26 protein-coding genes and 2 riboswitches are annotated in these 24,071 nt (G+C 42.7%); of the genes, 8 read left to right on the forward strand and 18 right to left on the reverse strand.

Annotated elements, in window-relative coordinates; all coding sequences use genetic code 11:
* Positions 1–79 precede the first annotated feature (79 nt).
* A riboswitch (PreQ1 riboswitch) is annotated at positions 80–124 on the forward strand.
* 6 nt (positions 125–130) lie between these two features.
* The 3 genes from ACVHUV_RS02135 (at position 131) to ACVHUV_RS02145 (ending at position 2,631) form a co-directional block, all read left to right on the forward strand.
* Positions 131–616, forward strand: coding sequence for a QueT transporter family protein (locus ACVHUV_RS02135; protein WP_462085978.1), 486 nt, complete (start codon positions 131–133; stop codon positions 614–616).
* A 51-nt stretch (positions 617–667) separates the two neighbouring features.
* On the forward strand, positions 668–898 hold the full coding sequence (locus ACVHUV_RS02140) for a helix-turn-helix domain-containing protein (RefSeq protein WP_317944948.1): 231 nt from the start codon (positions 668–670) through the stop codon (positions 896–898).
* A gap of 239 nt (positions 899–1,137) precedes the next feature.
* Positions 1,138–2,631 (forward strand): glycine betaine uptake BCCT transporter, encoded by a 1,494-nt coding sequence (locus ACVHUV_RS02145; RefSeq protein ID WP_462085979.1) that lies wholly within the window; start codon positions 1,138–1,140, stop codon positions 2,629–2,631.
* 64 nt (positions 2,632–2,695) lie between these two features.
* Here ACVHUV_RS02145 and ACVHUV_RS02150 read toward each other — a convergent pair whose 3' ends face one another.
* Together ACVHUV_RS02150 and ACVHUV_RS02155 are read right to left on the reverse strand one after the other, a co-directional pair.
* Positions 2,696–3,682 carry a homoserine dehydrogenase family protein gene (locus ACVHUV_RS02150; RefSeq protein ID WP_462085980.1) on the reverse strand — a complete coding sequence of 329 codons (987 nt, stop codon included), beginning with the start codon at positions 3,680–3,682 and terminating at the stop codon, positions 2,696–2,698.
* A gap of 77 nt (positions 3,683–3,759) precedes the next feature.
* Entirely contained in the window at positions 3,760–5,061 is a 1,302-nt protein-coding gene (locus ACVHUV_RS02155) for an O-acetylhomoserine aminocarboxypropyltransferase/cysteine synthase family protein (protein ID WP_317944943.1), read from the reverse strand.
* A 120-nt stretch (positions 5,062–5,181) separates the two neighbouring features.
* Positions 5,182–5,297: riboswitch (SAM riboswitch) on the reverse strand.
* Positions 5,298–5,482: 185 nt separating this feature from the next.
* Here ACVHUV_RS02155 and ACVHUV_RS02160 point away from each other — a divergent pair.
* On the forward strand, positions 5,483–6,106 hold the full coding sequence (locus tag ACVHUV_RS02160; RefSeq protein WP_462085981.1) for a glycerol-3-phosphate acyltransferase: 624 nt from the start codon (positions 5,483–5,485) through the stop codon (positions 6,104–6,106).
* A 243-nt stretch (positions 6,107–6,349) separates the two neighbouring features.
* On the opposite strand, the gene ACVHUV_RS02165 is transcribed toward ACVHUV_RS02160, so the two are convergent.
* From ACVHUV_RS02165 to ACVHUV_RS02200, 8 genes are all read right to left on the reverse strand, one after another.
* On the reverse strand, positions 6,350–7,135 hold the full coding sequence (locus ACVHUV_RS02165) for a DUF4367 domain-containing protein (RefSeq protein ID WP_462085982.1): 786 nt from the start codon (positions 7,133–7,135) through the stop codon (positions 6,350–6,352).
* Positions 7,122–7,709 carry an RNA polymerase sigma factor gene (locus ACVHUV_RS02170; protein WP_462085983.1) on the reverse strand — a complete coding sequence of 196 codons (588 nt, stop codon included), beginning with the start codon at positions 7,707–7,709 and terminating at the stop codon, positions 7,122–7,124. The genes ACVHUV_RS02165 and ACVHUV_RS02170 overlap by 14 nt, the downstream gene beginning before the upstream one ends.
* Positions 7,710–8,057: 348 nt before the next feature.
* Positions 8,058–8,201 (reverse strand): hypothetical protein, encoded by a 144-nt coding sequence (locus ACVHUV_RS02175; RefSeq protein ID WP_462085984.1) that lies wholly within the window; start codon positions 8,199–8,201, stop codon positions 8,058–8,060.
* A gap of 263 nt (positions 8,202–8,464) precedes the next feature.
* On the reverse strand, positions 8,465–8,923 hold the full coding sequence (locus ACVHUV_RS02180; protein ID WP_462085985.1) for a hypothetical protein: 459 nt from the start codon (positions 8,921–8,923) through the stop codon (positions 8,465–8,467).
* Positions 8,924–8,974: 51 nt separating this feature from the next.
* Positions 8,975–9,397 (reverse strand): hypothetical protein, encoded by a 423-nt coding sequence (locus tag ACVHUV_RS02185; RefSeq protein WP_462085986.1) that lies wholly within the window; start codon positions 9,395–9,397, stop codon positions 8,975–8,977.
* Positions 9,398–9,550: 153 nt separating this feature from the next.
* Positions 9,551–10,033 (reverse strand): GNAT family N-acetyltransferase, encoded by a 483-nt coding sequence (locus tag ACVHUV_RS02190; RefSeq protein WP_462085987.1) that lies wholly within the window; start codon positions 10,031–10,033, stop codon positions 9,551–9,553.
* A 422-nt stretch (positions 10,034–10,455) separates the two neighbouring features.
* Positions 10,456–11,814 carry an aspartate aminotransferase family protein gene (locus ACVHUV_RS02195; protein WP_462085988.1) on the reverse strand — a complete coding sequence of 453 codons (1,359 nt, stop codon included), beginning with the start codon at positions 11,812–11,814 and terminating at the stop codon, positions 10,456–10,458.
* Between the two features lie 20 nt (positions 11,815–11,834).
* The gene (locus tag ACVHUV_RS02200; protein WP_462085989.1) at positions 11,835–13,304 is read right to left on the reverse strand and encodes a CoA-acylating methylmalonate-semialdehyde dehydrogenase; all 1,470 of its coding nucleotides are present in this window, start codon (positions 13,302–13,304) and stop codon (positions 11,835–11,837) included.
* A 148-nt stretch (positions 13,305–13,452) separates the two neighbouring features.
* Here ACVHUV_RS02200 and ACVHUV_RS02205 point away from each other — a divergent pair, with 148 nt between their 5' ends.
* Both ACVHUV_RS02205 and gabP read left to right on the forward strand, forming a co-directional pair.
* Positions 13,453–15,108, forward strand: a complete 1,656-nt coding sequence (locus ACVHUV_RS02205) for a PucR family transcriptional regulator (RefSeq protein ID WP_462085990.1) — start codon at positions 13,453–13,455, stop codon at positions 15,106–15,108.
* A gap of 222 nt (positions 15,109–15,330) precedes the next feature.
* Positions 15,331–16,746 carry a GABA permease gene (gene gabP, locus ACVHUV_RS02210; protein ID WP_462085991.1) on the forward strand — a complete coding sequence of 472 codons (1,416 nt, stop codon included), beginning with the start codon at positions 15,331–15,333 and terminating at the stop codon, positions 16,744–16,746.
* Positions 16,747–17,389: 643 nt separating this feature from the next.
* Here gabP and ACVHUV_RS02215 read toward each other — a convergent pair.
* The 7 genes from ACVHUV_RS02215 to ACVHUV_RS02245 all read right to left on the reverse strand — a co-directional run bounded on the left by ACVHUV_RS02215 (position 17,390) and on the right by ACVHUV_RS02245 (position 21,476).
* Positions 17,390–18,163: a sulfite exporter TauE/SafE family protein gene (locus ACVHUV_RS02215; RefSeq protein WP_462085992.1), complete on the reverse strand. Its 774-nt coding sequence runs from the start codon at positions 18,161–18,163 to the stop codon at positions 17,390–17,392.
* Positions 18,164–18,224: 61 nt separating this feature from the next.
* Positions 18,225–18,452, reverse strand: coding sequence for a sulfurtransferase TusA family protein (locus tag ACVHUV_RS02220; protein WP_317944925.1), 228 nt, complete (start codon positions 18,450–18,452; stop codon positions 18,225–18,227).
* Between the two features lie 29 nt (positions 18,453–18,481).
* A complete protein-coding gene (locus ACVHUV_RS02225) occupies positions 18,482–19,609 on the reverse strand; it encodes an MBL fold metallo-hydrolase (protein ID WP_462085993.1) in 1,128 nt (375 codons plus the stop codon).
* A 49-nt stretch (positions 19,610–19,658) separates the two neighbouring features.
* The gene (locus tag ACVHUV_RS02230; RefSeq protein WP_462085994.1) at positions 19,659–20,222 is read right to left on the reverse strand and encodes a sulfurtransferase TusA family protein; all 564 of its coding nucleotides are present in this window, start codon (positions 20,220–20,222) and stop codon (positions 19,659–19,661) included.
* A 51-nt stretch (positions 20,223–20,273) separates the two neighbouring features.
* On the reverse strand, positions 20,274–20,570 hold the full coding sequence (locus ACVHUV_RS02235) for a rhodanese-like domain-containing protein (RefSeq protein WP_317944921.1): 297 nt from the start codon (positions 20,568–20,570) through the stop codon (positions 20,274–20,276).
* 82 nt (positions 20,571–20,652) lie between these two features.
* Complete coding sequence (locus ACVHUV_RS02240) at positions 20,653–21,132, reverse strand: DsrE/DsrF/DrsH-like family protein (RefSeq protein ID WP_462085995.1); 480 nt, start codon at positions 21,130–21,132, stop codon at positions 20,653–20,655.
* A gap of 80 nt (positions 21,133–21,212) precedes the next feature.
* On the reverse strand, positions 21,213–21,476 hold the full coding sequence (locus ACVHUV_RS02245) for a metal-sensitive transcriptional regulator (protein WP_371391361.1): 264 nt from the start codon (positions 21,474–21,476) through the stop codon (positions 21,213–21,215).
* A gap of 253 nt (positions 21,477–21,729) precedes the next feature.
* On the opposite strand from ACVHUV_RS02245, the gene ACVHUV_RS02250 reads away from it, so the two are divergent.
* The gene (locus ACVHUV_RS02250) at positions 21,730–21,951 is read left to right on the forward strand and encodes a DUF2187 family protein (RefSeq protein ID WP_462085996.1); all 222 of its coding nucleotides are present in this window, start codon (positions 21,730–21,732) and stop codon (positions 21,949–21,951) included.
* A gap of 47 nt (positions 21,952–21,998) precedes the next feature.
* On the opposite strand, the gene ACVHUV_RS02255 is transcribed toward ACVHUV_RS02250, so the two are convergent.
* Entirely contained in the window at positions 21,999–23,021 is a 1,023-nt protein-coding gene (locus tag ACVHUV_RS02255; RefSeq protein ID WP_462085997.1) for a YeiH family protein, read from the reverse strand.
* A gap of 111 nt (positions 23,022–23,132) precedes the next feature.
* On the opposite strand from ACVHUV_RS02255, the gene ACVHUV_RS02260 reads away from it, so the two are divergent.
* The gene (locus tag ACVHUV_RS02260; protein ID WP_462085998.1) at positions 23,133–24,029 is read left to right on the forward strand and encodes a LysR family transcriptional regulator; all 897 of its coding nucleotides are present in this window, start codon (positions 23,133–23,135) and stop codon (positions 24,027–24,029) included.
* Positions 24,030–24,071: the final 42 nt, after the last annotated feature.

Raw genomic sequence — 24,071 nt, forward strand, 5'->3', positions numbered from 1 at the left:
CACGAGAAATAAAGAATTCATCCATCTATCCCCTGTTGTTTGGACGGGTATAATATGCTACACTGGCATGTAGGCTTTATGCCTCGTGGTTCGTAACCATCCCACGATAAAAAACTAAGGAGAAATGAATATGAACGTAAAAACTCTTGCGACGAGCGGCATTATTGCTGCGTTGTATGTGGCTGTGACGTTTTTGATTGCCCCTTTTGGCTTCACGAACATCCAGTTCCGTTTGTCAGAGATGTTCAACCATCTCGTCGTTTTCAATAAAAAATACATCATTGGGATTGTACTCGGTGTGTTTGTCGCGAACTTATTGTTTTCTGAACTTGGACCGATTGATTTGGTATTCGGGGTCGGACAATCTGTTATCGCGCTATCGATTACAATCTTTTCAGCGAAGTTCATCAGTGGACTTTATAAAAGGATGTTATTTAACACCTTGGTGTTCACAGTAACGATGTTTCTCATCGCCTGGGAATTAAACATTGTGTTAGAACTTCCATTTTTACTTACATGGCTTTTCGTTGCAGTTGGGGAATTTGTCGTCATGATGGTCGGCATTCCAGTAATGATTGCGTTAAATAAACGAATCAATCTCGAAAAGTTGATTTGAAGAAGAGGCGGATTTCCGTCTCTTTTTTTATGAAAGAAAGGAGCAATCTCCATGTATATGACAATTGAAGAAACGGCAGATTACTTAGGCATGCCCGTCAGCCAAGTGCAGAAGTATGTTTTGGAAGGGCGTATCAAGGGTATTCACAATGGCAATGAATTTTTAGTGAACCAAGCGCAATTTGAATTGTATTTTAAACAGCTAGAAACAGTCAAACGCCAAATCGCGGAGTATTTAAGTGAACAAATCCCTCCAGACCGAGATATTAAAGACGAAGATTAACGCGAAAAAACCTAGTACCATCGACTCAATTTTTTCATCATTTCCTTCACCTACCCTTCTTGAATAATTACTACCAATTCCGTGTATAACTATTGATGCCATGTTGTTTCATTCGCATGATAAAAAAATAAAATAAAACAATTCCATATCCATTCATACACGGAACGCTTTTGCTTTCCTTCAATAGGATTGGTATAGTTTATAGTCGTTTATAAAAACGCAATTGCATAGGGGGAAACATGAGAAAAATCTCAAATGTATTTTACATCACAATCGGTCTTATTATTTTGGCCGTCGGTTACGGGGTGCTTGCATCAGAAAGCTTTGAAACCGTTACTTCAACAATTAAGAACTTTGTAGCAGCTTCATTCGGCTGGTATTACATGATGATTATGTCTGTATTATTGGCACTTAGTCTCTTTTTGATTTTTAGTCCGTTCGGAAAAATCCGTTTGGGCAAAAACACAGATCGTCCTGAATTTTCAACCGTGACGTGGATTGCAATGCTATTTTCTGCCGGGATGGGGATTGGCCTCGTATTTTACGGAGCTGCAGAACCTTTATCACACTATGCAATCAATCCAGCGACGAAGGAACCGAACACAGATGCAGCATTCAAGGAAGCATTGCGTGAATCGTTCTTTCACTGGGGCTTACACGTATGGGCCATGTACGGTATTGTCGCATTGGCACTTGCCTATTTCCAATTTCGAAAAGGCGAACCGGGGTTAGTTTCAGCAACATTGAAGCCGATATTCGGTAAAAAGATGGAAGGCTCTTGGGGTACACTTGTGGATGTACTTGCCGTTTTTGCAACTGCTTTTGGCGTTGCGACAACGCTCGGCTTCGGTGCTGTTCAAATTAACGCAGGACTGAACTATTTGTTTGGATTCGAAATGGGGATCACTTCGCAATTCATCATTATTGCAGTCGTCACTGTATTATTCATCATGTCGGCTTGGACTGGAATTAGTAAAGGAATTAAATACTTGTCCAACACAAATCTTGTTCTAGCAATTGCATTGCTTGTATTTGTGGTCGTTTTAGGACCGACACTACTCATTTTCAACATGTTTACGGATTCCGTCGGTGGTTACTTGACCGATCTCGTGCAAATGAGTTTTCGAACCGCTCCTTTGAATGAAGGCAATCGTGAATGGCTGGATATGTGGACAATTTTCTATTGGGCATGGTGGATTTCGTGGGCTCCATTCGTCAGTATGTTCATCGCCCGGGTATCAAAAGGACGTACAATCCGTGAATTCATGATTGGTGTATTATTGGCTCCGACTTTATTATGTATGATTTGGTTCTCTTCTTTTGGTACGACAGCCATTACTGCACAAAAAGAAGGGATAGCAGACTTATCAAAGTCGTCCATTGAACTTGTTGTATTTGATATGTTTGGTACGATGCCATGGTCCTTCTTCATTTCGTTAATTGCCATCTTGCTCATTGCTTCCTTTTTCGTTACGTCCGCTGACTCAGCGACATTCGTATTAGGTATGCAATCGACATATGGCTCTTTGACACCACCGAATAGTGTAAAAATCATTTGGGGCGTCATCCAATCTTCCATTGCATTGATTTTGCTCTCTGTCAATGGATTGACCGCGTTGCAAAACACAATCATTATTGCAGCGTTGCCATTCTCTTTCATTATCTTGCTAATGGTTGTATCGCTCATTAAAGAGTTGAATGCAGAATTGAAGCTATCTAAAACAAAGAAATAATAACAAAACCGCGTGAAGCCAAGGCCTAAGCCTCTTGCTTTCACGCGGTTTTTTCACTTTATCGTTAGCTTAGAACAGGAACTGGCTTTAGCTGACGTATTATATGCACAAGATCTGCGACCATGGCGCTGCCGGTAGGATACATCCCTGCTCCTGGACCAATTAACGTCAACTTCCCTAAATAATCCGTTTCGACGATAATCGCATTATCGACGCCATCAATTGCATAAAAAGGATGTTCAGCGTCTAATAGGACTGGACCTACTTTACCTGACAACTTCCCCTCATCGTCAATTCGGATGTCCGCTACGTGACGATAGCGAAGTTCAGCTTTTGAAGCTTCTAACACGTCATCGGTTTGGATATGATCAATCCCAACGACTGACACTTCTTCCCATTCAGGCTGTTCATCAAACGCTAATGAGCTGACAACCATTAATTTATAAAACGCATCAAATCCACTTATATCATCTGACGGATCTGCTTCAGCAAACCCCTTTTTTTGAGCATGATGAAGGGCTTCTTCAAAAGTAACTCCTTCATCTCGCATCGCAGTCAAGATAAAATTAGAGGTCCCATTTAAAATGCCCTGCACCCGATGGACACGATCCCCCGCCAACAGATTTTCGATTGTCCGGATAATCGGAATACCACCAGCCGTTGTCGCTTCGAAACCGACTTGTACGTCTCTGAATTCTGCGTGTTTCAATAAAGCTGGGCCATGTTTAGCAAACATCTTTTTATTAGCCGTAATGATATGGATTCCCTTTTCAATCGCCTGCGACAAATACGTGTACGCCGGCTCTTCATCCACAATCGCCTCAAAAATGATATCAATTTCTGGATCGTTCAAGATGTCGTCAATCGAATCTGTTACAAGGACACTCGGAGCGACCGCCCTTTTCTTATTAACGTCTCTTACTAAAATAGAAGCAATTTCAATCGAATAGCCTGTATGTTGTTTCAATTGCTGCCTTTTTTCGTTTACGATCTTATAAACGCCTTCTCCGACAGTTCCGAAGCCGATTATAGCGGCTTTTATTGACGGCATGCCGCCACCTCCCTATAATCTTTCGCTGCTGTAGCCTCTTTTCCTTGTCATGTACTAAAGAAAAGGAGACCTCCCCCTTATCGCTGCGTCACAGGTACCGCTTTTGCAATTGCCTGTTCAAGATCAGCAATAATGTCTTCAGGTGATTCAAGACCAACCGATAGGCGAATCAACTCTTCAGGCACACCTGAATTTTTCAAGTCCTCTGCAGAGAGTTGCTGATGCGTCGTAGAAGCCGGATGGATAATGAGAGATTTTGCATCACCCACATTCGCCACATGAGACCAAAGGGTAATGTTGTCAATCACTTTACGACCTGCTTCACGCCCGCCTTTGATGCCGAAAACAATAATTGAGCCGAAGAATCCATTCTTCAAGTATTTCTTCGCATTCTCATGTGTCGGATGGTTTTCAAGGCCTGCATATGTCACCCATTCAACAGACGGATGAGCCTGTAAGAACGCGGCAACTTTTTGCGCATTTTCGTTATGACGCGGAATTCTTAAGTGCAAAGTTTCTAGACCTTGCAGGAAGTTGAATGCACTATCCGCATCTAAGCAAGGTCCGAAATCACGTAACAATTGCACACGAAGCTTTGTCGCAAACGCTGCAGCTGCTGCATCAATACCATAACGTAGACCATTGTAAGTACCATCCGGTTCTGTGAAACCTGGGAACTTGCCTCGTGTCCAGTCGAATTTACCTGCATCTACGACGACACCACCAATTGTTGTACCATGTCCGCCAATCCATTTTGTCGCGGAATGAATGACTACGTCTGCACCAAATTCGATTGGATTTGATCCGTATGGGGATGCAAATGTGTTATCGATGAGGAACGGAATTTCGTTTTCATGGGCAATGTTTGCGACCGCTTCAATGTCGAGCACCTGTAGGCTCGGATTTCCAATTGTTTCAGCAAAAATGGCTTTCGTTTTATCCGAGATGGCCGCGCGGAAGTTCTCAGGATCCGCAGCATCAACAAATTTCACAGTAATTCCGTAACGAGGGAGTGTCACGGCGAATAAATTATACGTACCACCATATAAATTGCTTGCTGCAACAATTTCATCTCCTGCGCCTGCAATATTTAAAATGGAAAATGCAATAGCTGCCATTCCTGAAGAGAGCGCAACTGCAGCAGTGCCTCCTTCAAGTAAAGCGACGCGTTCTTCAAAAACAGAGACCGTCGGATTTGTAATGCGCGTGTAAATATTGCCTGCTTCTTGCAAGCCAAAAAGGTTTTGGGCGTGTTCAGTATCGCGGAAAACAAAAGCGGTTGTACGGTGAATCGGCACTGCGCGTGAACCTGTGTGAGGATCCGGCTTTTGGCCACCGTGTAAAAGAAGAGTTTCAGGTTGAAGTGAGTTGTTCGTCATTGTCATTACCTCCAAAAGTTTTTTTAAGATGAATGAGTTCGATGCGGAGGCGATGGGGTTTTAGGAATAAAAAAATAACCCCTTTCGCTAAGAAGAGGGTTACGCTTACGCTTATTCCTCCCCTTATCTTTCAGTCCGTTCGCACGAATCTGTAGGAAGTAGCACCTTTGCAAGTTCATCACTTGCCGGTTGCCGGGCATCGCAGGGCCTAGTCCCTCCGCCGCTCTTGATAAGAGTATGGGTATTCAGTTTTTCATCTTGTGCTACAGTATAGGCTTCTTTTTTTTCAATGTCAAGTAGTTTTATAGAATTTTTCTGAACCTTGTATTTACACTGAGTGTTATGATAGGGGTATGTTATTTTACTAACAACGACTTACCTTTCTAGTGTGTACGTCTATTTTTTATTTGGAGGAATTCCTATGACAATATGGATTATCGGCATCATAGTATTTGGATATTTGATCGGTTGCCTACATGGCTCAACGGTAGCGCAATGGTTTTCTGGGGTTAATCTAAAAGAATCCGGTGTGAAAAATGCAGGTGCCTCGAATGCTACAATCGTATTAGGCAAACGGTTTGGCGCACTTGTCGCAATTATTGATATCGGCAAAGGAATTTTGGCAATCCTTGCCGTGCGCTTTATTGCCGAGCGTGTAGGTTTTTCAGTCGAGTCATTAACTGCCCTATTATTTTTGGTAGGTGTGGCAGTCGTTTTCGGCCACAATTTTCCGTTTCATATGAAGTTTAATGGCGGGAAAGGGACCGCTACCATTATCGGAGTGTTATTTGCTCTTGACTGGCGATTCGGGCTTGCAGGACTTGTTTTATTCATAATCGTCGCATTGCTCACAGATATTCTTGTGTATGGCGTCCTCATGCTATACGGAACATTTCTCGCAGCTGCCATCTGGATGGTCGGCGTCTGGCCAATTGTTATCGCCGTCCTCCTCTTTGTAATGGCTATTTGGAAACACAGTGAAAACATTCAACGGATTCGCAATGGTACCGAGCCAAGGATACGAGCCGTTTTTAAAAAGAAGTGAACAATCCATCTATAAAACCCGTATGAAGCCAAGTAACCTGAACTTGTTTTCATACGGGTTTATATTATTTTTTAATCAAATCAAACGAGAAATTCCAGTGAGCTCATCGTTTAGTATTGCACCCGTGGCTATGGGTATGAAGATCTCGAAAGCTTTGTCATGCCAATAAATTGAATACAATATACCCACCATGCAAAAGCAATCGTAAAACGCATATGATATCCCTTTTTCATATACGGATCTTTACATCGATTCCGCTATTGCAATGAGCTCAGCTTCTTCCAAATTCCCTTCGATACTGTAATAACGGCTTGGCGTCGTCCAAATTAATTGGCGGACGCCATTTTTAAACGTAATCAAATTTGCTTGCCGTTCATTAATAACTAATTCCTTTACTTTTGTATCCATACTATCGGCAGACAAACCAAACCCAAACTCCCCATCGAGCAATTTCTGATGTATGGACAATTGTTTACCCATGCCTACAAAATTTAACGTAATATCTGTACTAAGCTGATTTTCAGGACGAACGACCGTTACACTTGTCAATTCAAAAGAAGCGGGTACAATCGGCGACTTGATGTTAAAAGCTGTGAGCGATTGTGCTTCTTCCAAACTCAGCTGTTCGGTCACATATTCAATATCCATCACTTGGTAACCCATATCTTCCATCTCGGTCGAAGGTGGCGGCGCACCCTCATCAGCTATGCGCTCTGTATTGCCACCGAAAATTTGAACAACCGATCCTTGAATCTTTTGATAGAATACTAACCAATTGTTGAATGCTGCTCCTTGTTGAGGTGTGCCAACGGCGAAAAAGAGAAGACAAGCTGCCGCCATAATGAGTAAGGTGCTGCCATATATCTTTTTCCGTCCAGGCTTACGTTCTTTTTTCGAATTTTTTCTTCTCGCTTCGAATTGATTCCATGCTTCTTCAACAGGAATGTTCGGACCTGGATTTTGATCCATCTGCTTTTGCAATACTTCACGGATGATGTGATCCAATTCACGCTTTTCAGCTTTTGACATTTAACACCACCTCCATCAGTTCCGTTTGCTGTTCCAATGTCTCTTTCAACTTCAACTTCGCTCGGTGTACACGTGTTTTGACAGTTGCCAACTTCACGCCCAACATCTCCGAAATCTCTTCATACGTCAAATCTTCATAGTAATAAAGATACAAAACCTCTTTGTGAGCAGGCGTCAATCGTTCAATCTCTCTCCACACAACCTCCTTCACCAACTTCTTTTCAGCTGCTATCTCCACAATGGATGACTCATTGACTTCTGCACTAGACAGCTCCTTACTAAGTAAGACGTCATCTGCAGCGAAATCATTCCATCTTTTCATTTTTCTTAAATGATCAATTGCAGTTCTCGTCGTAATCGTCGCCAGCCAAGCGCCAATCTTCTCAATTTCGTGCACCCTATCCATATGCCTGAACGCCTTTAAAAAACTTTCCTGTACAATATCTTGCGCCAAATCCGGATCTTTTACAATGAAATAAGCTGTATGATAAACACGTTTATAATATTTCTCAAAAATAATTTTCTCCACTTCGGGTGTCGTCGGTCGTTCTCTCTGAAACATCTTTTTCAACAAATGATTCACCCCTCTATCTCTACCCAAAATTCCTCATTTTCCACTATACCGCAAAAAAGTGATGAGGAATAGCAGAAATATTGAATGGTCATTCATTTAATTCCAGACATTTCACACTTATTTTTCATACTAAAATGATCTACTCCAACTCGTCTTTTTCCGTTATCACCGCTCAATAGACATTTATCGCCGCTTAACCTCAAGTTATCACCACTCACCCAGTTAATGGAAATAAGTGCATGGTTTACGCCACGTTTCCATGTCCGTTTCCTGCTTTAGCGACTATTCGTCTTCGCGGATACATCAAAGTAGATAGCCTTACATGTCGCGCAGAATGCCTTTGACAAATTAACGGTTTGATTTGAGGTGTGCAACAAGTTCTGCAGTGTTATCACCGATTCGAATGGGCTTATCACCGATTCTGAGGGCGTTATCACCGATTCGGGACACTTTATCACCGATTCGGAGGGTGTTATCACCGATTCTAACCATTTTATCACCGATTCTCCATTTTCCACATGATTTTCATCATAAAACGCCCTACTCTAACTTGCCATTTTCCGTTATCAACGCTTAAACAGTGTTTATCACCGCTTATCGCATGTTATCACCGCTTAACCTCAAGTTATGACCACTCGTCCAGTTATTGGAAATAAAAATCCACTAACACCTCATTCCCTTTCTCCAACACAAAAAATCCAAGCAACCGTCACTACGAACGGCACTTGGATTTTTCAACAAAAGCTCACACCCACCTACACACTTCCTACCGGCGCCTTTTTCAATCTCATCGTGGAAATGAAAGCAAGCATGTACACAACTGACATGATCACCGAAAAAACACCATAATCAGCATTCATGATGACATTCAATCCAAATAACGGTGTAATGAAAAGCACATACAAAGGGTATTGAACGGATAGCATAATGTCCAGCACAGCATTGTTCACCCCGCTGCTTTCAAGTATGTGAATTCCATAAACAGCTAGACCTGATAGAACGCCCACTGCGAACAACACTTTCATCCTCTTCATTGACGTACCCGAGTGATTAGCTAATTTTACGAGAACGAACAGCAAAGCCCCTAGAAACAAAACAGTGGCCGCTACATGTAATACACCAATCGTTCCATCCGGATACTTTATGGATGGCATAAAGTTTACGAATAGCGCAAGTACATAGGTTACGAATAGCAATAAAAATCCTTTTTTCAATCCTCTTCCCTACCTTCTTAAAGCTCCCTTACAAGCCTAATATTCTTAAAATCATTCTGCTTTCACTACAAAATTCGTCAACGGTTCCCCATCAATTTCCACTTCAATATTCCAAAGTCCCGCTTCATCTAACGCAAATTTGGCACCACTCTGTTTGTTTACAATGTCCCATTCATACAATTTAACAGTCTCGCCGCTCTCTTTATGCGTGGCGACCATCTTGTATTTTTCTCCATCATAAGATTTGTCACTATCTAAAAAGTGTACCTCGTAGAACCTACCCTTACCTGCTGGGAATGCAGATTCATCCACCTCACCATTTGCCTTAATCATCCCAAACTTTCCTTCCGTCCCGTAAAAAGTTTTATCATCAACCGTAAATGTTGGGCTGACTTCCCACTTGGCAGCATCGTCATTCGTACAACCTACAAGCACCAACCAAGTAACGATGAACAAACCGACAAGCTTTTTCAACAACTCTCCTCCTCAAAAAGATTTTTTCATTTTACTAATAAATCACTGTGTCTTACCAAATTGTTTTCGGCACAAATAAGCCACCGCGATCACTTCATTCAGACACCCTAGCAACGTCTGTTCTTCAGAAACCACATCCTTGCACTACTCTATTCAAATTACATATTGATATTGTATGAGTTGGCTGTCCTTCCCCATATAATGTTCTAATCCGTATCTACTCGCTTCTACAAACCCGAGTTTTTGAAGCATGTTTCTAGCCCGCGCATTTTCCTCGTTCGTTTCCGCTTTAAACACGGTGATTCCTAACGTTTCACGGGCATACTTCATCAGACAACGAACGGCTTCGCCGCCAATTCCTTGCCCCCATAAAGTACGTTCACCTATCGCAATGCCGATTTCAGCACAATCATTGTGAATACCAGCCAAGTCTACGTAACCAACTAACCGTTCCCCGAGATCAATTCCCAAGCGGATAAAATCTACAGCATTATTGTTTACACAATGGAACCACCAGTTATATAATTCCTCTTCACTTCTATTTTGCACCCACCCATTAGCTGCACAAAATGTGGCATCCTTGCTCCAATTCAAAACGTGCACAAAATCATCCATGCACAATTTACGTATCGACATCGTTTCTTGCTTAATGATAGGCTCCTCCCGTAATTAAAGTAGTTTACTCGCAAACGTTCCGTCCTGCATGCACCTCGGAAGGTTTTTTCCAGAAGAATTTGTTAGATATGTCCCTTCTTCATTGTGTGACAAGGCGGCAATTAGGCTGCAGCTAATCAATTCCTTTACATTTCCCATAACAAGTTCAACGAGTGTTGCAAGGCTACCAGAAACTCTTCAACTTCTACAATCAATCATACCCCCAACGAATCTCCCAATTATTGAACCATACTTCCTTTTAATACATCTGAATATTTCTATTATAATAGCAACTCTAAAGTAAAGCGACTAATTATCATTTATTCCCAAGAAATAATTGGATACACTGTTTTACCCACACAAAAAAACCCCAGCACTCTCACTACAGAGCACCGGGACAGCAATCATTTATTCTCATTAAACACTTTCTTCAAAACAGCGACGATAAACTCAAAATCCTCATTCGTACACGATAACGGCGGGCTCAACGCCATGATGTTGTTATAGCCTGCTACCGTGTCACCATTCTTGCCAACGATCAGGCCATTTGCTTTGCAATCACCCATGATTTTAGCCATGCGGGCATTCGTTGCGGGCTCTTTCGTTTCTTTATTCTCAACAATTTCAATGCCGAGTAGGAATCCTAAACCTCGGATATCCCCAACGTGCGGATGGTCACTCAACTCCGCCAGTTCTTTGAGTAGTCTTTCCCCTAACTCTGCTGAACGGTCAACGAGGTGCTCACGCTCGATAATTTCAATGTTCTTCAGCGCAAGCGCACAGGCAGCAGGGTTTCCACCAAATGTATTGACGTGGCGGAAATGGCTGTTGTCTTCCCCTGTATCGAACTTTTCATAAATGTCTTTGCGAATGGCAGTAATCGAAAGCGGCAAATAAGCGCTCGTTAATCCCTTCGCCATTGTTACAATATCCGGTTTGCAGTTAAAATGCTGATGCCCGAACATTTTCCCTGTGCGTCCGAATCCACAAATGACTTCGTCGATAATGAGTAGCACACCATGTCGGTTGCAAATCTCCTGGACTTTCTCAACATAGACCGGATGGGGAATTAAGATCCCGCCACCTGTAATAAGTGGCTCCATAATAATCCCGGCAATCGTCTCTTTTTGCTCCCAAATGATTTTCTCTTCAAATTCTTGTGCACGTTGGATATTGTATTCCTCTACCGACTGGCCCGCTGGACGGCGATAGTTATCGGGCGGAGCGATATGCAGGAACCCTGGTGCCAATGGTTCGTACTTATATTTTCGCAACGCTTGACCTGTCGCAGCTAACGCACCCATCGAACCTCCATGATACGCACGGTAGCGAGAGATGAATTTATAGCGAGAAGCTTCTCCATTTTGTTGATGGTATTGGCGAGCCAATTTAAATGCCACTTCATTCGCATCAGACCCTGAGTTGGAATAAAAGATTTTATAATCCCCGCCAAGTAATTCATTTACCTTTTCAGCTAGCTCAATGGCAGGCCCATGGCTTTGCGTCATCGGAACATATGCGAGCTTTTTCATCTGTTCATAGGCTGCTTGCGCCATTTCTTCACGGCCATAGCCGACATTTACTGCCCAAAGGCCCGCCATTCCATCTAAATAACGATCCCCTTTATGATCCGTAATCCAAGCACCTTCACCCTTTTCTACAACCATCGGAGGATTCTTTTCATTATAAGCTGAAATATGATGCCATACATTCTCCCGATCCTTTTCCACTAACGACTTCGTTTGCTCGTGTACTGTTGTCATATGCTCCACAAACCCTTCCCTTAATATGAATGACGTGCTGTCAACATTTTCTTGCGTGTATAAAATTCGACACCATCGCGTCCATTCGCATGCAAATCCCCATAAAACGATTTTTTATAGCCCGAGAATGGGAAGAACGCCATTGGAGCTGGTACACCTAAATTAACACCTAGCATGCCTGCATCAATTTCTTCACGGAATTGACGAATCGCTTTTGCGCTATCTGTGAATAAACACGCACCATTTGCGAACTCAGACTCATTTGCGTAGGCAATCGCATCCTCTAAAGAATCCACACGGACAATGGAGAGGACAGGCGCGAAAATTTCATCTTTCCAGATTTTCATTTCCTTCGTGACATTGTCGAAAATTGTCGGGCCGACGAAATAACCGCCTTCTGAAGTAGATTGATCCTTTCTACCATCACGTAACAACTTCGCACCTTCCTCTACACCACATTCGATATAAGAAAGTGTCCGGTCTTTATGGGAATCCCGGATAACCGGTCCAAGGAAGACGCCCTCTTCCATCCCGTTCCCGATTGTCAGTTTGTCAGCTTCCTCAACAAGTCGTTCTACGAGTGTGTCTGCAACGTCACCTACCGCAACGACGACTGAACAAGCCATGCAACGTTCACCAGCCGAACCGAATGCTGCGTTAATGATATCTTTTACAGCTAAGTCCATATTTGCATCTGGCATGACGATAGAATGATTTTTTGCGCCAGCTAGTGCTTGCACACGTTTACCATTTGCTGTTCCTGTTTTGTAAACATACTCGGCAACTGGTTGGGAGCCAACAAATGAAATTGCGGGAATGTCCGGGTGACTTAAGATTCCGTTGACGATGTCATGTGCCCCATGCACAATATTGAACACGCCGTCTGGTAAACCTGCTTCGGTTAACAGCTCTGCAAGGCGGTTTGCGAGCAACGGCGTACGTTCTGACGGCTTCAAGATGAACGTATTTCCTGTCGCAATTGCCATTGGGAACATCCAGCAAGGTACCATCATCGGGAAGTTAAACGGCGTTATGCCACCGATTACTCCGATTGGATAGCGATAAGCGCCCGATTCAATATTGGAAGCGATATCCGGGAGTTGATACCCCATCATGAGTGTTGGCGCGCCAGCAGCAAACTCCACACATTCAATCCCGCGTTGTACTTCACCATATGCTTCGTTGTAGTTCTTACCATTTTCTAGAGTTATTAATTTCGCCAACTCATCCCAATGCTTCACAAGCAATTGTTGGTAGTTAAATAAAATACGAGCACGTTGTGGTACAGGCGTCTTCTTCCATTTTCCAAATGCCTCTTTTGCCACTGCAACGGCTTCTTCTAAATCCTCTGCTGTTGAAATTGGCACTTCAGCGAGAATTTCACCTGTCGCTGGATTTGGTACTTCCTCATATCGGTCCGTCCGTGATTTTACCCATTGTCCATTCACAAAATTTGAAAGCGTTTTCTTTTCAACTGATACTGTTTGCATACAATCTCCTCCTTTTATTCTCTACTTGCGGTTTCAAAAGGTTTTCTGTTACACTTCTCCATATACTTTACAAACAATTCATTCTCTTTTCACTTTACACTATGTCAAATGATTGCGAGTCTTTTTTTACGTTTTGGAGGGATATTCATTGGAAAAACACCAAATTACGGTCGGGACTATCCTCAAACGACCATTGTTCAAGGATGCCAAAGTTGTCGCCGGCAAGAATGGTCTACATCGCCAAGTGAAATGGGCGCACGTATTGGAAGTACGAGATTTTGAGTCTCTCATCAATGGCGGCGAATTAATTTTAACGACAGGGGTTGGGTTGCAACTCGATTTACCAACACAATTGCAATATGTCAAAAGACTGCTAGAAAAAAATGTAGCTTGCATTTGTATCGAGCTCGGAGCATACTTCAATGAAATTCCTCAAGATATCATTGAATTTGCAGACACGCATGATTTCCCGATCCTCGTATTCGAAAAAACAGTGAAATTTGTTGATATTACTCAAGACTTGCATACGATGATCATTAATCAGCACCACCAAGCGCTTTCTCAATTAGATACTCTATCAAGAACATTTATTGACTTATCCCTTTCACCAAATGGCATTTTAAAGATTTTACAAGAACTCCACAAAGTGTTTCGCCAAGGAGTTCTTTTTATTGGTGAACAACAAAAAACAATCCATTACCCTTCTGAAATGAAGGAAGTCGGAAAAGTACTGCAACAGGAATTAGAGTTGGTCAATACACCTTCTTCAAATGAGCTGACGGTTGTAGCAGAGGGACAAACTTTTGCTTGTGTACCAGTGCGTGGACTCGGGCAGCGATTAGGGTTCATTTGCCTTGAAGCATCGCAGCCACCGATGAGCGATATGACATTTTTATTATTGGACAGGGCTGCTCTTGCAATTGCTCAAGTGGCGCTTCGCAGTCGGACAATTGCAGAACGCAAGCAGAAGAGTGAAGGAGAATTTGTTCGGAATCTGCTTAATGGTCGTTCAGTCGACCGAGACGATCTCAACACGTTCCTTCCGACACCTAGCCGAAACATGTATTATCGTGTTGTCACGATCGAATTAGATGACCTTTATGTAGAGTTGGACGATGATGACTGGGAGGAAATCCGCATTCAACGTTCGATGATGATTCGATCCCTTTGTCACAAAAACGGGTTTTTCCCTGCCGTCTCAAGTACTAAAAACGAAATTGTGCTCATCGCTTCATTCTTGTCGGCTGCAGAATCCAAACGAAGTGTCGATCGTTTCCTTCAATTATTTTCACACATCGCCCAATTGGACCAAGCAGATTCTTTAGTCGGTGCGACGTGCCGATTCGGCTGCAGTGCCGTTTATCAAGACGTGAAAGATTTGAAGAAAAGCTACGAAGAATCTCGAAAAGTACTTGCTTTACAAAAAGCTTCCCTGGCAACGTCATCCTTTTATGAGAAACTCGGCATCTACCGCCTTTTGGCAGAATTAATCGCAACTGACCACTTATCCGCTTACGTCAAAGATCATTTAGAGCCTGTCATCGCCTATGATCAAGAGATGGCTAGTGAGTTACTCGAAACCTTGCGTGTATTTTTGGAATGCGGCGGTGCAAAAAAAGAAACAGCCGACCGTTTATTCATCGTGCGCCAAACACTGTATCACCGATTAGAGAAGTTGGAAGCCATTTTAGGCGAAGACTTTATGGAACCTGCAAATCGTTTAGCCCTTGAAGTAGCTATCCATGCCCAGCGCTACATTGCATCACAATCTGCGAAAAAGGATGTAGATCGAATTCATTCATAATCCGCTCCTAGTAACCTTACAGAACAATGTAAACCGAACGAGGGAACAAGTTGGATACTAGCGATTTTAACAGTTTGTTTAGTCAACCTCGTAATCACCTTACAGTTTGTCCAATTCACAACAGAGCCATTTCCTGTAGACTTAACATATTAATCAGAAAGTTTCATTTAATTAATTTGTAATCGCTTACAGGTGCAGGTCATTTTAAAAGGAGATGAGCATATGTCTGATGAACAGCAGAAGCAACAATTGAATCCTGATTTAAAGATCCGACACATTAGCATGATTTCAATTGCAGGCGTCATTGGAGCAGGTCTATTTGTAGGAAGTGGTGCAGTCATTAACGCGACTGGTCCGGGGGCAATTTTATCCTATGCGTTTGCAGGATTTTTAGTCGTCTTAGTCATGCGCATGCTAGGAGAAATGGCAGCGGCCCACCCGACGAGCGGATCGTTTTCTACATACGCAACTGAAGCAATCGGTCCATGGGCTGGTTACACGATCGGTTGGTTGTACTGGTTTTTTTGGGTCGTCGTCATCGCCATCGAAGCCATTGCCGGCGCTGCAATTATCCAATATTGGATTCCTGGCATGCCCCTTTGGTTGATGGCTTTGATCCTAACTGTATTACTGACAATGACAAACCTTTTTTCTGTTAAGTCTTTCGGTGAATTCGAATATTGGTTTTCTTTAATAAAAGTCGTCAGTATTGGGTTGTTCCTCGTACTCGGTTTGGCTGTCATTTTCGGTTGGTTCCCTAGTATTGATTCACCTGGAACGGTTAACTTATTAGGCGAAGGCGGCTTTATGCCATCCGGTTTTGGCGCTGTATTATTAGGTATTACGGTTGTAATCTTTTCCTTCATGGGAACGGAAATTGTCGCCATTGCAGCTGGTGAGTCCGATCATCCGACAAAAGCCGTTCGTATTGCCACAAACAGTGTCATTTGGCGAATTCTCGTCTTCTATATCGGTTCCATCGCGATTGTTGTTACGTTGTTGCCATGGAATTCAGCAAACATTCTTGTCAGCCCGTTCGTGGCCGTGCTCGACTATATCGGCATCCCAGCGGCTGCACAAATTATGAACTTCATCGTTTTAACTGCCGTATTATCTTGCTTAAATTCTGCATTGTACGCCAATTCAAGGATGTTGTTCGGGATGGCGAAAAAAGGCGACGCACCAAAAGCCTTTATGAAACTAAGCAAAAAAGGAGTACCTGTCCGTGCAATACTCTTTAGTACCGTATTTTCCTACATCGCGGTCATTTTCAGTTATACATCACCCGATGTCATTTTCCTGTTTTTAATCAATTCATCCGGCGCGGTCGCACTACTCGTCTACTTAGTAATCGCCTTCTCCCAATTGCGCATGCGCAAAAAAATGGAGAAAGAAAACCCGGAAGCACTTGAAATCAAAATGTGGCTCTATCCGTATCTTACGTACTTCTCGATAGTTTGCATTATCGGCATTTACATTGCAATGCTTGCCATCGACTCACTACGTACACAAGCGCTACTAACGCTCTTAATCGCCGGCTTAACCGTCGCTTCATACTTCATTTTCGCAAGGAAAAAGCAAATGGCTCAACAAGTCCAAGAAGGCATTCTCCAAGCCACATCAAGAACACTTAAATAATTTGTAAATTGCTGATGCAGAAGGATTGATCCTTCTGCATCTTTTTTAATGGCATGCCTGCTGTTTCCCGATTCTAACCATTATTATCATCAAACGAATGTGTCTACAGGGCATTTTCCCAGTTATCACCGCTTAAGAAGGTTTTATCACCGCTCGACGTCTTGTTATCACCGCTCGCGCGCACTTTATCACCGCTTATGAACACTTTATCACCGTTCAATCCGCTTTTATCACCACTCGCCCATTTTATGGGAATTAATCACACTTAGTATGCCATGCCTTCAAGGCATCTTCCCTAACCCGCTGCGAATCGATTTCGCGGGTGGATCAAAGTAGATGGCGTTAAACATCGCGCAGAAATGCTTTTGACAATTTAACGGTTTGATTAGAGGCACGTGGCGGTTATGCAGCGTTATCACCGATTCGGGGGACGTTATCACCGATTCAGAGCACTTTATCACCGATTCGGGACACTTTATCACCGATTCTCCACTATTACGTTTTTTCATCTTCAATCTGACTCGTTCACCGGATACTTTTCCAGTTATCAAAGCTCAAGCCCCCATCCAAAAAAGCGATACGAAAAAGGACATCATCCTCTTTCGCATCGCTTCTATCAAAAACCTTCAAGTCACTCACTGACTCAAAAATCCAACCAAATTTTAATCGCTGTCCCTAAAATCAACACTGCCAAAATCGTTTGCAGTACTTTCGTATTCATCTTCTGCCCAGCCTTTGCCCCTAATGGAGCGGCAAGAATACTGGCTACAATCATAATAGCTGCCGGGCCGTATAATATTTGGTCTGTCACAACCTTACCGACAGTTGAACCAATGGAAGAGATAAACGTAATCGCAAGAGACGTTGCAATCGTCATGCGTGTTGGGATTTTTAGCACGACAAGCATAATTGGTACTAAGATGAACGCACCCGCTGCACCGACAATTCCAGCTCCGATTCCTACGATGAATGAAAGGCCAGCCGCGAGCCATTTGTTGAAGACAACTTGATCTGCCGGGATATCGTCAAGTCCCTTTTTAGGAACGAACATCATCACCGCTGCAATGGTTGCTAAAATCCCATATACGAGATTAATCGTTCCCTCGGAAATTAAGTTCGACCCATATCCACCGATGAAACTCCCTAACAATATTGCACTTCCCATATAGATAATGAGTGTTTTATTCAAATAGCCACTTTTCCGATATGCCCACACACCTGAAATCGTGGCGAAAAACACTTGAATTGCACTAATTCCGGACACTTCGTGTGCAGAAAATGCAACGAGTCCAAGCATTGGCGGAATGTACAGCAACATCGGGTATTTAATAATCGAGCCTCCGATTCCAACCATTCCTGAAACATAAGACCCCACAAAACCTATGAGGAATATAGTAATGATAAACGCCAAATCCATCTCGTAATTCCTCCTTTTCATTAGGAAAAGGGTACCTGGTTAGATACCCCCTCCACGCCAATTAACCTTTTTGAATGTAAAACGTGAAGACGCCTGCATCTTCTTTTTGGTCAAGCATTTCATGACCACTAGACTTTGCCCATGCTGTCAAATCAGCAACGGAGCCTTTGTCCGTTGTCAGGACTTCAAGGATTTCTCCAGTTTCCATTTCCTTCATCGTCTTTCTTGCACGTACGACCGGCATAGGGCACGCCAACGCCTTTGCATCTAATACTTTTGCGATATTCATTCAAAATCTCTCCTTTTAGTGTGTATAATTTATCTTACTGCACAACGGTTTGGACCAATTTCCATCTCCCGTTGTGTGTCTTCGTCCGGCACAACTTTACCCATATTCGTTTGTCGAATTTCTTGATAAGCATTGGGTTGTGGCGGTAAATTGCCCGTTACCAATTCGCGGAACTCCGCTTCATCCTCAATGTTCAACCCATGATTTTTTGCGAATAAAGTGCCTAACTTCTCAGCAACACTGCCATCCGCATTCAATTCTTCAATAATCATGAAGTGGGCTGGAAGAACAACTAAATCTTCCGCAAGTCCACGGTAACGGCGATACAAGGTTTCACGTAAATCGCCAACCCAATCCTCTGCTAACCCTGCAAGATCCGGTCGTCCGATCGAGTCAATGAATAAAATATCCCCTGAAAGCAGGTATGCATCATCGACAATAAACGACGTCGAACCGATTGTGTGGCCAGGAGAATACAATGCTTGAATATCAATTTTCGTATTCCCGACTGTAATTGTCCGACCGTCTTCTAACGGCGCATACTCGAATACCACTTCCGTTGCGTCTTTTGGCGGAAGCCAATAAACACCATTGACCGCCTCTGCAATTTTACGTCCACCCGAAATATGATCCGCATGCAAATGGGTGTCGAGGACATTCGTAATCGTTACCCCTAGTTCATTTGCATAGTTAATAAACACATCTGTCATTCTCGTTGCATCGATAATTGCCGCTTCTCCGTCAGAGACGATCATATACGAAAGACAACCTTTACCGATACGAACGAATTGATAAATGGCTCCCCCGTCTTTCAGGTCACCAACTTTAACCGGCTCTAAATGTTCACTCCAAGCTTTCATACCACCTTGTAAATAGTGAACGTTTCTCCCTTCTTCAGAAAGCATTTCTGCGACAAAGATTGAAGAACCTTCCTTCGCACAAATGACCACAACATCTTTATCCGTTGGAATTTGGTCAAGAACGTCTTCGACTCCATCCAACAAATCGAAATAAGGAACGTTCAAGTATTGAATATTTTCGCCTTCCACTTTCCAATCTTCAAATGCATCTTCATTACGCACATCCAAGATGAAAAATGATTCTTTTGCAATTACCTTTTTAGCAAGTTCTCCTGCTGTCATAGCTGTAACCGTCATACTTATAGCCTCCTCTTACATTTCGTTTAATTTGTAAAATCAACACAAATCACATGGACTTTTCCAATGCTCCATTCCAACCACTCATACCAGGAACAACATTTTTCACATTGACAAACCCTGCTTCACTCAGCTTTTGTGCTGCCAAATCGCTTCTACTTCCACTGCGGCAAATCACATAGATCAGGGAATCTTTATCAATCGATAACGCATCATCAAGTTCTCCGAGAGGTACGGATTTCGCACCGGGAATATGTCCGAAAGCATATTCCGCCTCTTCACGAACGTCTAACAGAACAATTTCCGCCCGATTCGCCAGCAACGTCTCCAATTCTTCATTTGAAACAACATGGGGGTACGTTTTTTCCTGGATTTCATCAGAATTAGACTTTCTTACATAGTGTGTGAGTGTCCCATCCTGTTCAGTCGTACCTAAGTATTGATGACCGGCACTCGTCGCCCACGCTTTCAAATCTGCTGTCGATCCTTTATCCGTCGCTTGAACTTCCATAACATTGCCCGGCGCCAATTCTTTCATTGCTTTTCGCGTCTTCACGATTGGCATTGGGCACGCCAAACCTTTCGCATCCACAATCATATCTGTCTGTATCATTTCAGCACTCCTTTATGCCCATAGGGGTATATTGGTGAATAAAAAAATTTGTTACTCCACGTCGCCTTCCCAGGCAAGCATACCACCTGTCATATTAACCACTTTATAGCCATGACTCTCAAGTAGTTGTGTCGCCATTCCACTACGGCCACCGGAACGGCAAACCATTGTGTATTCAACCGATTTATCCAATTCATGCATACGGAACTCTAACAAACCAAGTGGAATATTGACCGCCCCTGGAATTTTCCCTTGAGCTACCTCATCGACTTCACGCACATCGATTAGATGCACTGGTTGCTTTGCAGCCAACTTCTTCGCCACTTCACTTGTCGTAATGTCTTTCACGTCCAAAACCTCCTATTTTTGTTGCATGAAGTGACCATTCAACCAAGAATCGATCACTTTACGCTGTTTCGATTCTCTTGAGTTAAATAAACAAATTCACATTGCCGTCTTCTGCATCAGCTAAGTAAGCAGCTACGCCAGCGTACTCAATGCCTTCCATTAGCTCTTCTTGCTGAAGGCCTAACAGATCCATCGTCATTGTACATGCGACTAACTTTATATCTTGTTCTTGCGCTAATTCAATTAGTTGTGGGAGTGTCATTGCATTATGCTTTTGGATGACGTGCTTGATCATTTTTGGACCAAACCCTGCAAAGTTCATCTTTGAAATGCCCATCTTATCCGCACCACGCGGCATCATTTTCCCGAACATTTTTTCAAGGAATCCTTTACTCACAGGAATTTGTTCTTCTTTTCGAAGCGCATTCAATCCCCAAAATGTGTGGAAAATCGTCACTTCATGATCGTATGCAGCGGCTCCATTCGCAATAATGTAGGCGGCCATAGCCTTATCGTACTCTCCACTGAATAAAACAATGGTCGTCTTTTTTGTTTCCGTCAATTCAATCTCCCTTTCTTTTTGTTAATTACCATACCCCGTAAGGTATATTACCGTAGAAAAAGAAAAGAGTCAATGATTTTTTATCGACTCTTTACTAACAAGTCTACAGCTTCTTTCACAATGGCTTCTTGGGTCATCGGATTATTTTCATCTGCATTTTGAATACAGGAAATGATATTGGAACTGACAATGACGCCAATCGTCCTGTCAATTGCTGAACGAGATGCAGATAATTGTGTGACAACTTCTTTGCAATCTTTGCCTTCTTCGATCATTCGTAGCACGCCTTTTATCTGACCTTCTATTCGTTTAAGTCGATTTACGACTTTATCATCATAATGCAAATCGAACAGCTCCTTTCTTAACTTTATAGTTAACATCATATACCCCTTAAGGTATTCTGTCAACTATATTCATTTTAATGCGTTTACGTTTCAGCAAAGTTCGACAATTTATGTTATACTAGTGCTAGACAACTTGATGCACATCGTTTTCAATCAGCTAGTTGTTTTCATCTTGCATTCTACTTGCTTAGGACAAGCCTAAGCTTTTTTCTTTCGGAATGCATGATGAAAAAAGACAATAGGAGGGATTCGATTGGCTTTTCCACGTAAGGAGAAAGACGTTTCTGATTTTGTCTCAGCTCGTCATATCGATGAAGAAATCACATTTGTTCGGAATGATTATGAAGTGAACGGGACGATTCAAAAGATTCTCGAGAACTCAGTCATTGTAAAGATTTCAGACGATGATGCTGACCGGATTGGAGCTGCATCCAATCTCACTGTCGTTGCACACAAGAATTATTCTGTCCATTAATTTATATGAAAAAGGGCTCTTCCACTAGCGAAGAGTCCTTTTTTTGTTCAAATAATAAAATAGGCTAACACAGAAACGCAAATTGACACAATCGTCATGGCCAACAACGGTTTCATGGCACGATTCCGTAAATCCTTCAAGCTGACGTTCAATCCGAGACCAACCATCGCAGCAGTCAATAACCAAGTTGTGAGTGTACTGACGCCTTCCATAAAACCAGCAGATACAGGGATGGAATGCCCTAACACATAACTACCGAAAATACTTAGTAAGATGAACCCAACAAGGAACCATGGGAATTCAATTTTATTCTGCTCTTCGTCTTGCCCTTTGCTTTTACGTTTCATGAGATATATGAAAATAAAGCAGAGCGGGACGAGAAGAAATACTCTACCTAACTTCGCAAGTAACGCAATCGCTAACGCATCTTCTCCAGCTGGTGCAGCCGCAATCGCTACGTGGGCAAGCTCGTGCAAACTCATGCCCGACCAAATGCCGTAATCTGTCGGAATAAGCGGAACGATTGGTCGCAATATTGTATAGCCGATTGCAAATACTGTCCCCATCAGTGCGATGATGCCGACACCGATTGCCGTATCCTCATCCTTCGCTTTTACGATTGGCGCAACCGCTGCAATGGCGGCCGCTCCACATACCCCCGTCCCTACACCTAAGAGGAGGGAGATGTTTTTATCCGCCTTCATCCACTTTGCGAGTAACACCATTGCCCCGATTGCAAACGCAATAATGACCGCATCCCTCACTAAGAGCCCTAATCCATCTTTGAAGACAACGTCGATATTTAACTTCAATCCGTACAAAATTATTGCTAATCGAAGTAGCTTTTTAGACGAAAACGTAATCCCTGCACGAAGCATTTCGGGATAGCCAAATATTTGTCTGAACGCTACTGCAATAATAATGGCACTTGCCAATTGGCCAATATGGTCAAAACCAGGCACTTTTGCTAATAAAAATCCTAAGAGTGCAATGAAAAATGTAAAAGCAATCCCGGCGATCCATAAGGCATTTTTATTCCCATTCTTTTTAGTCACAGAATCTGAAGCCATTTTGCAAACACCTCCTGTTGTTAGAATAAACGTGTACATATGATAAGTAAAATAAATTATAATAATAGGTATGATAAGTAATTAGTTATTAATAGAGAGGAGTGTGTCATCATGGATCAGCAGCTACAAGTATTCATAACAGTCGCAGAGAAACAGAGCTTTTCGCGCGCGGCTGAAGAGCATCACATGACGCAACCCGCCGTCAGTCAATACATTCGACAGTTGGAGGAGCAAATCGGGTCCAGATTGTTAGAGCGGACGAATAAATACGTTCGGCTCAATCAGGCAGGAGAAATTGTCTATCATCATGCAAAAGAAATCCTCGCATTATATACGAAAATGCAAAATCTTGTCGATGATGTCGTACATAAAGCAAGTGGACCGTTGTCAATTGGCGCAAGCTACACATTTGGCGAATATGTCCTACCACGTATTATCGCCAATTTAAAAGTGAACTATCCTGACATCTTGCCTACCGTTACGATTGGAAACACAACAACAATCGCTGAGTTAGTTGCTAGCCATCAGCTGGACATTGGAATTGTAGAAGGCACATTTAATACATCGAAGTTAATCGTAGAAGATTTCGCAGAAGATCGGATGGTAATTGTTTGTTCAAAAACACATCCACTTGCTAACAGGCGGGACGCAATTGAGTTAAAAGCGTTAGAACAGGAAATGTGGATTGCCCGGGAACAAGGATCAGGAACGAGGGCTGCAATGGATAATTTATTTCACCAACATCAAATTGCCCCGAAAAAACTGATGAATTTTAGCAGTACGCAGCCGATTAAGGAATCCGTGGAGGCTGGCCTTGGCATTAGTCTTCTCTCTCACTGGTCCATTAAAAAAGAGCTGACGTGTGGTGATTTACAAATGATGCACGTAAAAGGGCTCCCTTATCCAAGAAAATTTTCCATTGTCACGAGTACACCCTTTCAAACGAAAGCCCTCGATGTCTTTATCGACATATTACGGACGAATAAATTATTAACGACACTGAATTAGCAGGAATTTCCCTGCCCTCTCTCGAACTACATGAGAGAAAGG

The sequence above is a fragment of the Sporosarcina saromensis genome, from assembly GCF_054901285.1.

Excerpts from the sequence above, each read along its gene's own strand:
- ACVHUV_RS02135 (WP_462085978.1), top strand. The coding sequence starts at position 131 with ATGAACGTAAAAACTCTTGCGACGAGCGGCATTATTGCTGCGTTGTAT.
- ACVHUV_RS02140 (WP_317944948.1), top strand. The coding sequence starts at position 668 with ATGTATATGACAATTGAAGAAACGGCAGATTACTTAGGCATGCCCGTC.
- ACVHUV_RS02145 (WP_462085979.1), top strand. The coding sequence starts at position 1,138 with ATGAGAAAAATCTCAAATGTATTTTACATCACAATCGGTCTTATTATT.
- ACVHUV_RS02150 (WP_462085980.1), bottom strand. The coding sequence starts at position 3,682 with ATGCCGTCAATAAAAGCCGCTATAATCGGCTTCGGAACTGTCGGAGAA.
- ACVHUV_RS02155 (WP_317944943.1), bottom strand. The coding sequence starts at position 5,061 with ATGACGAACAACTCACTTCAACCTGAAACTCTTCTTTTACACGGTGGC.
- ACVHUV_RS02160 (WP_462085981.1), top strand. The coding sequence starts at position 5,483 with ATGACAATATGGATTATCGGCATCATAGTATTTGGATATTTGATCGGT.
- ACVHUV_RS02165 (WP_462085982.1), bottom strand. The coding sequence starts at position 7,135 with ATGTCAAAAGCTGAAAAGCGTGAATTGGATCACATCATCCGTGAAGTA.
- ACVHUV_RS02175 (WP_462085984.1), bottom strand. The coding sequence starts at position 8,201 with ATGGTTAGAATCGGTGATAACACCCTCCGAATCGGTGATAAAGTGTCC.
- ACVHUV_RS02190 (WP_462085987.1), bottom strand. The coding sequence starts at position 10,033 with ATGTCGATACGTAAATTGTGCATGGATGATTTTGTGCACGTTTTGAAT.
- ACVHUV_RS02195 (WP_462085988.1), bottom strand. The coding sequence starts at position 11,814 with ATGACAACAGTACACGAGCAAACGAAGTCGTTAGTGGAAAAGGATCGG.
- ACVHUV_RS02200 (WP_462085989.1), bottom strand. The coding sequence starts at position 13,304 with ATGCAAACAGTATCAGTTGAAAAGAAAACGCTTTCAAATTTTGTGAAT.
- gabP (WP_462085991.1), top strand. The coding sequence starts at position 15,331 with ATGTCTGATGAACAGCAGAAGCAACAATTGAATCCTGATTTAAAGATC.
- ACVHUV_RS02215 (WP_462085992.1), bottom strand. The coding sequence starts at position 18,163 with ATGGATTTGGCGTTTATCATTACTATATTCCTCATAGGTTTTGTGGGG.
- ACVHUV_RS02220 (WP_317944925.1), bottom strand. The coding sequence starts at position 18,452 with ATGAATATCGCAAAAGTATTAGATGCAAAGGCGTTGGCGTGCCCTATG.
- ACVHUV_RS02225 (WP_462085993.1), bottom strand. The coding sequence starts at position 19,609 with ATGACGGTTACAGCTATGACAGCAGGAGAACTTGCTAAAAAGGTAATT.
- ACVHUV_RS02230 (WP_462085994.1), bottom strand. The coding sequence starts at position 20,222 with ATGATACAGACAGATATGATTGTGGATGCGAAAGGTTTGGCGTGCCCA.
- ACVHUV_RS02255 (WP_462085997.1), bottom strand. The coding sequence starts at position 23,021 with ATGGCTTCAGATTCTGTGACTAAAAAGAATGGGAATAAAAATGCCTTA.
- ACVHUV_RS02260 (WP_462085998.1), top strand. The coding sequence starts at position 23,133 with ATGGATCAGCAGCTACAAGTATTCATAACAGTCGCAGAGAAACAGAGC.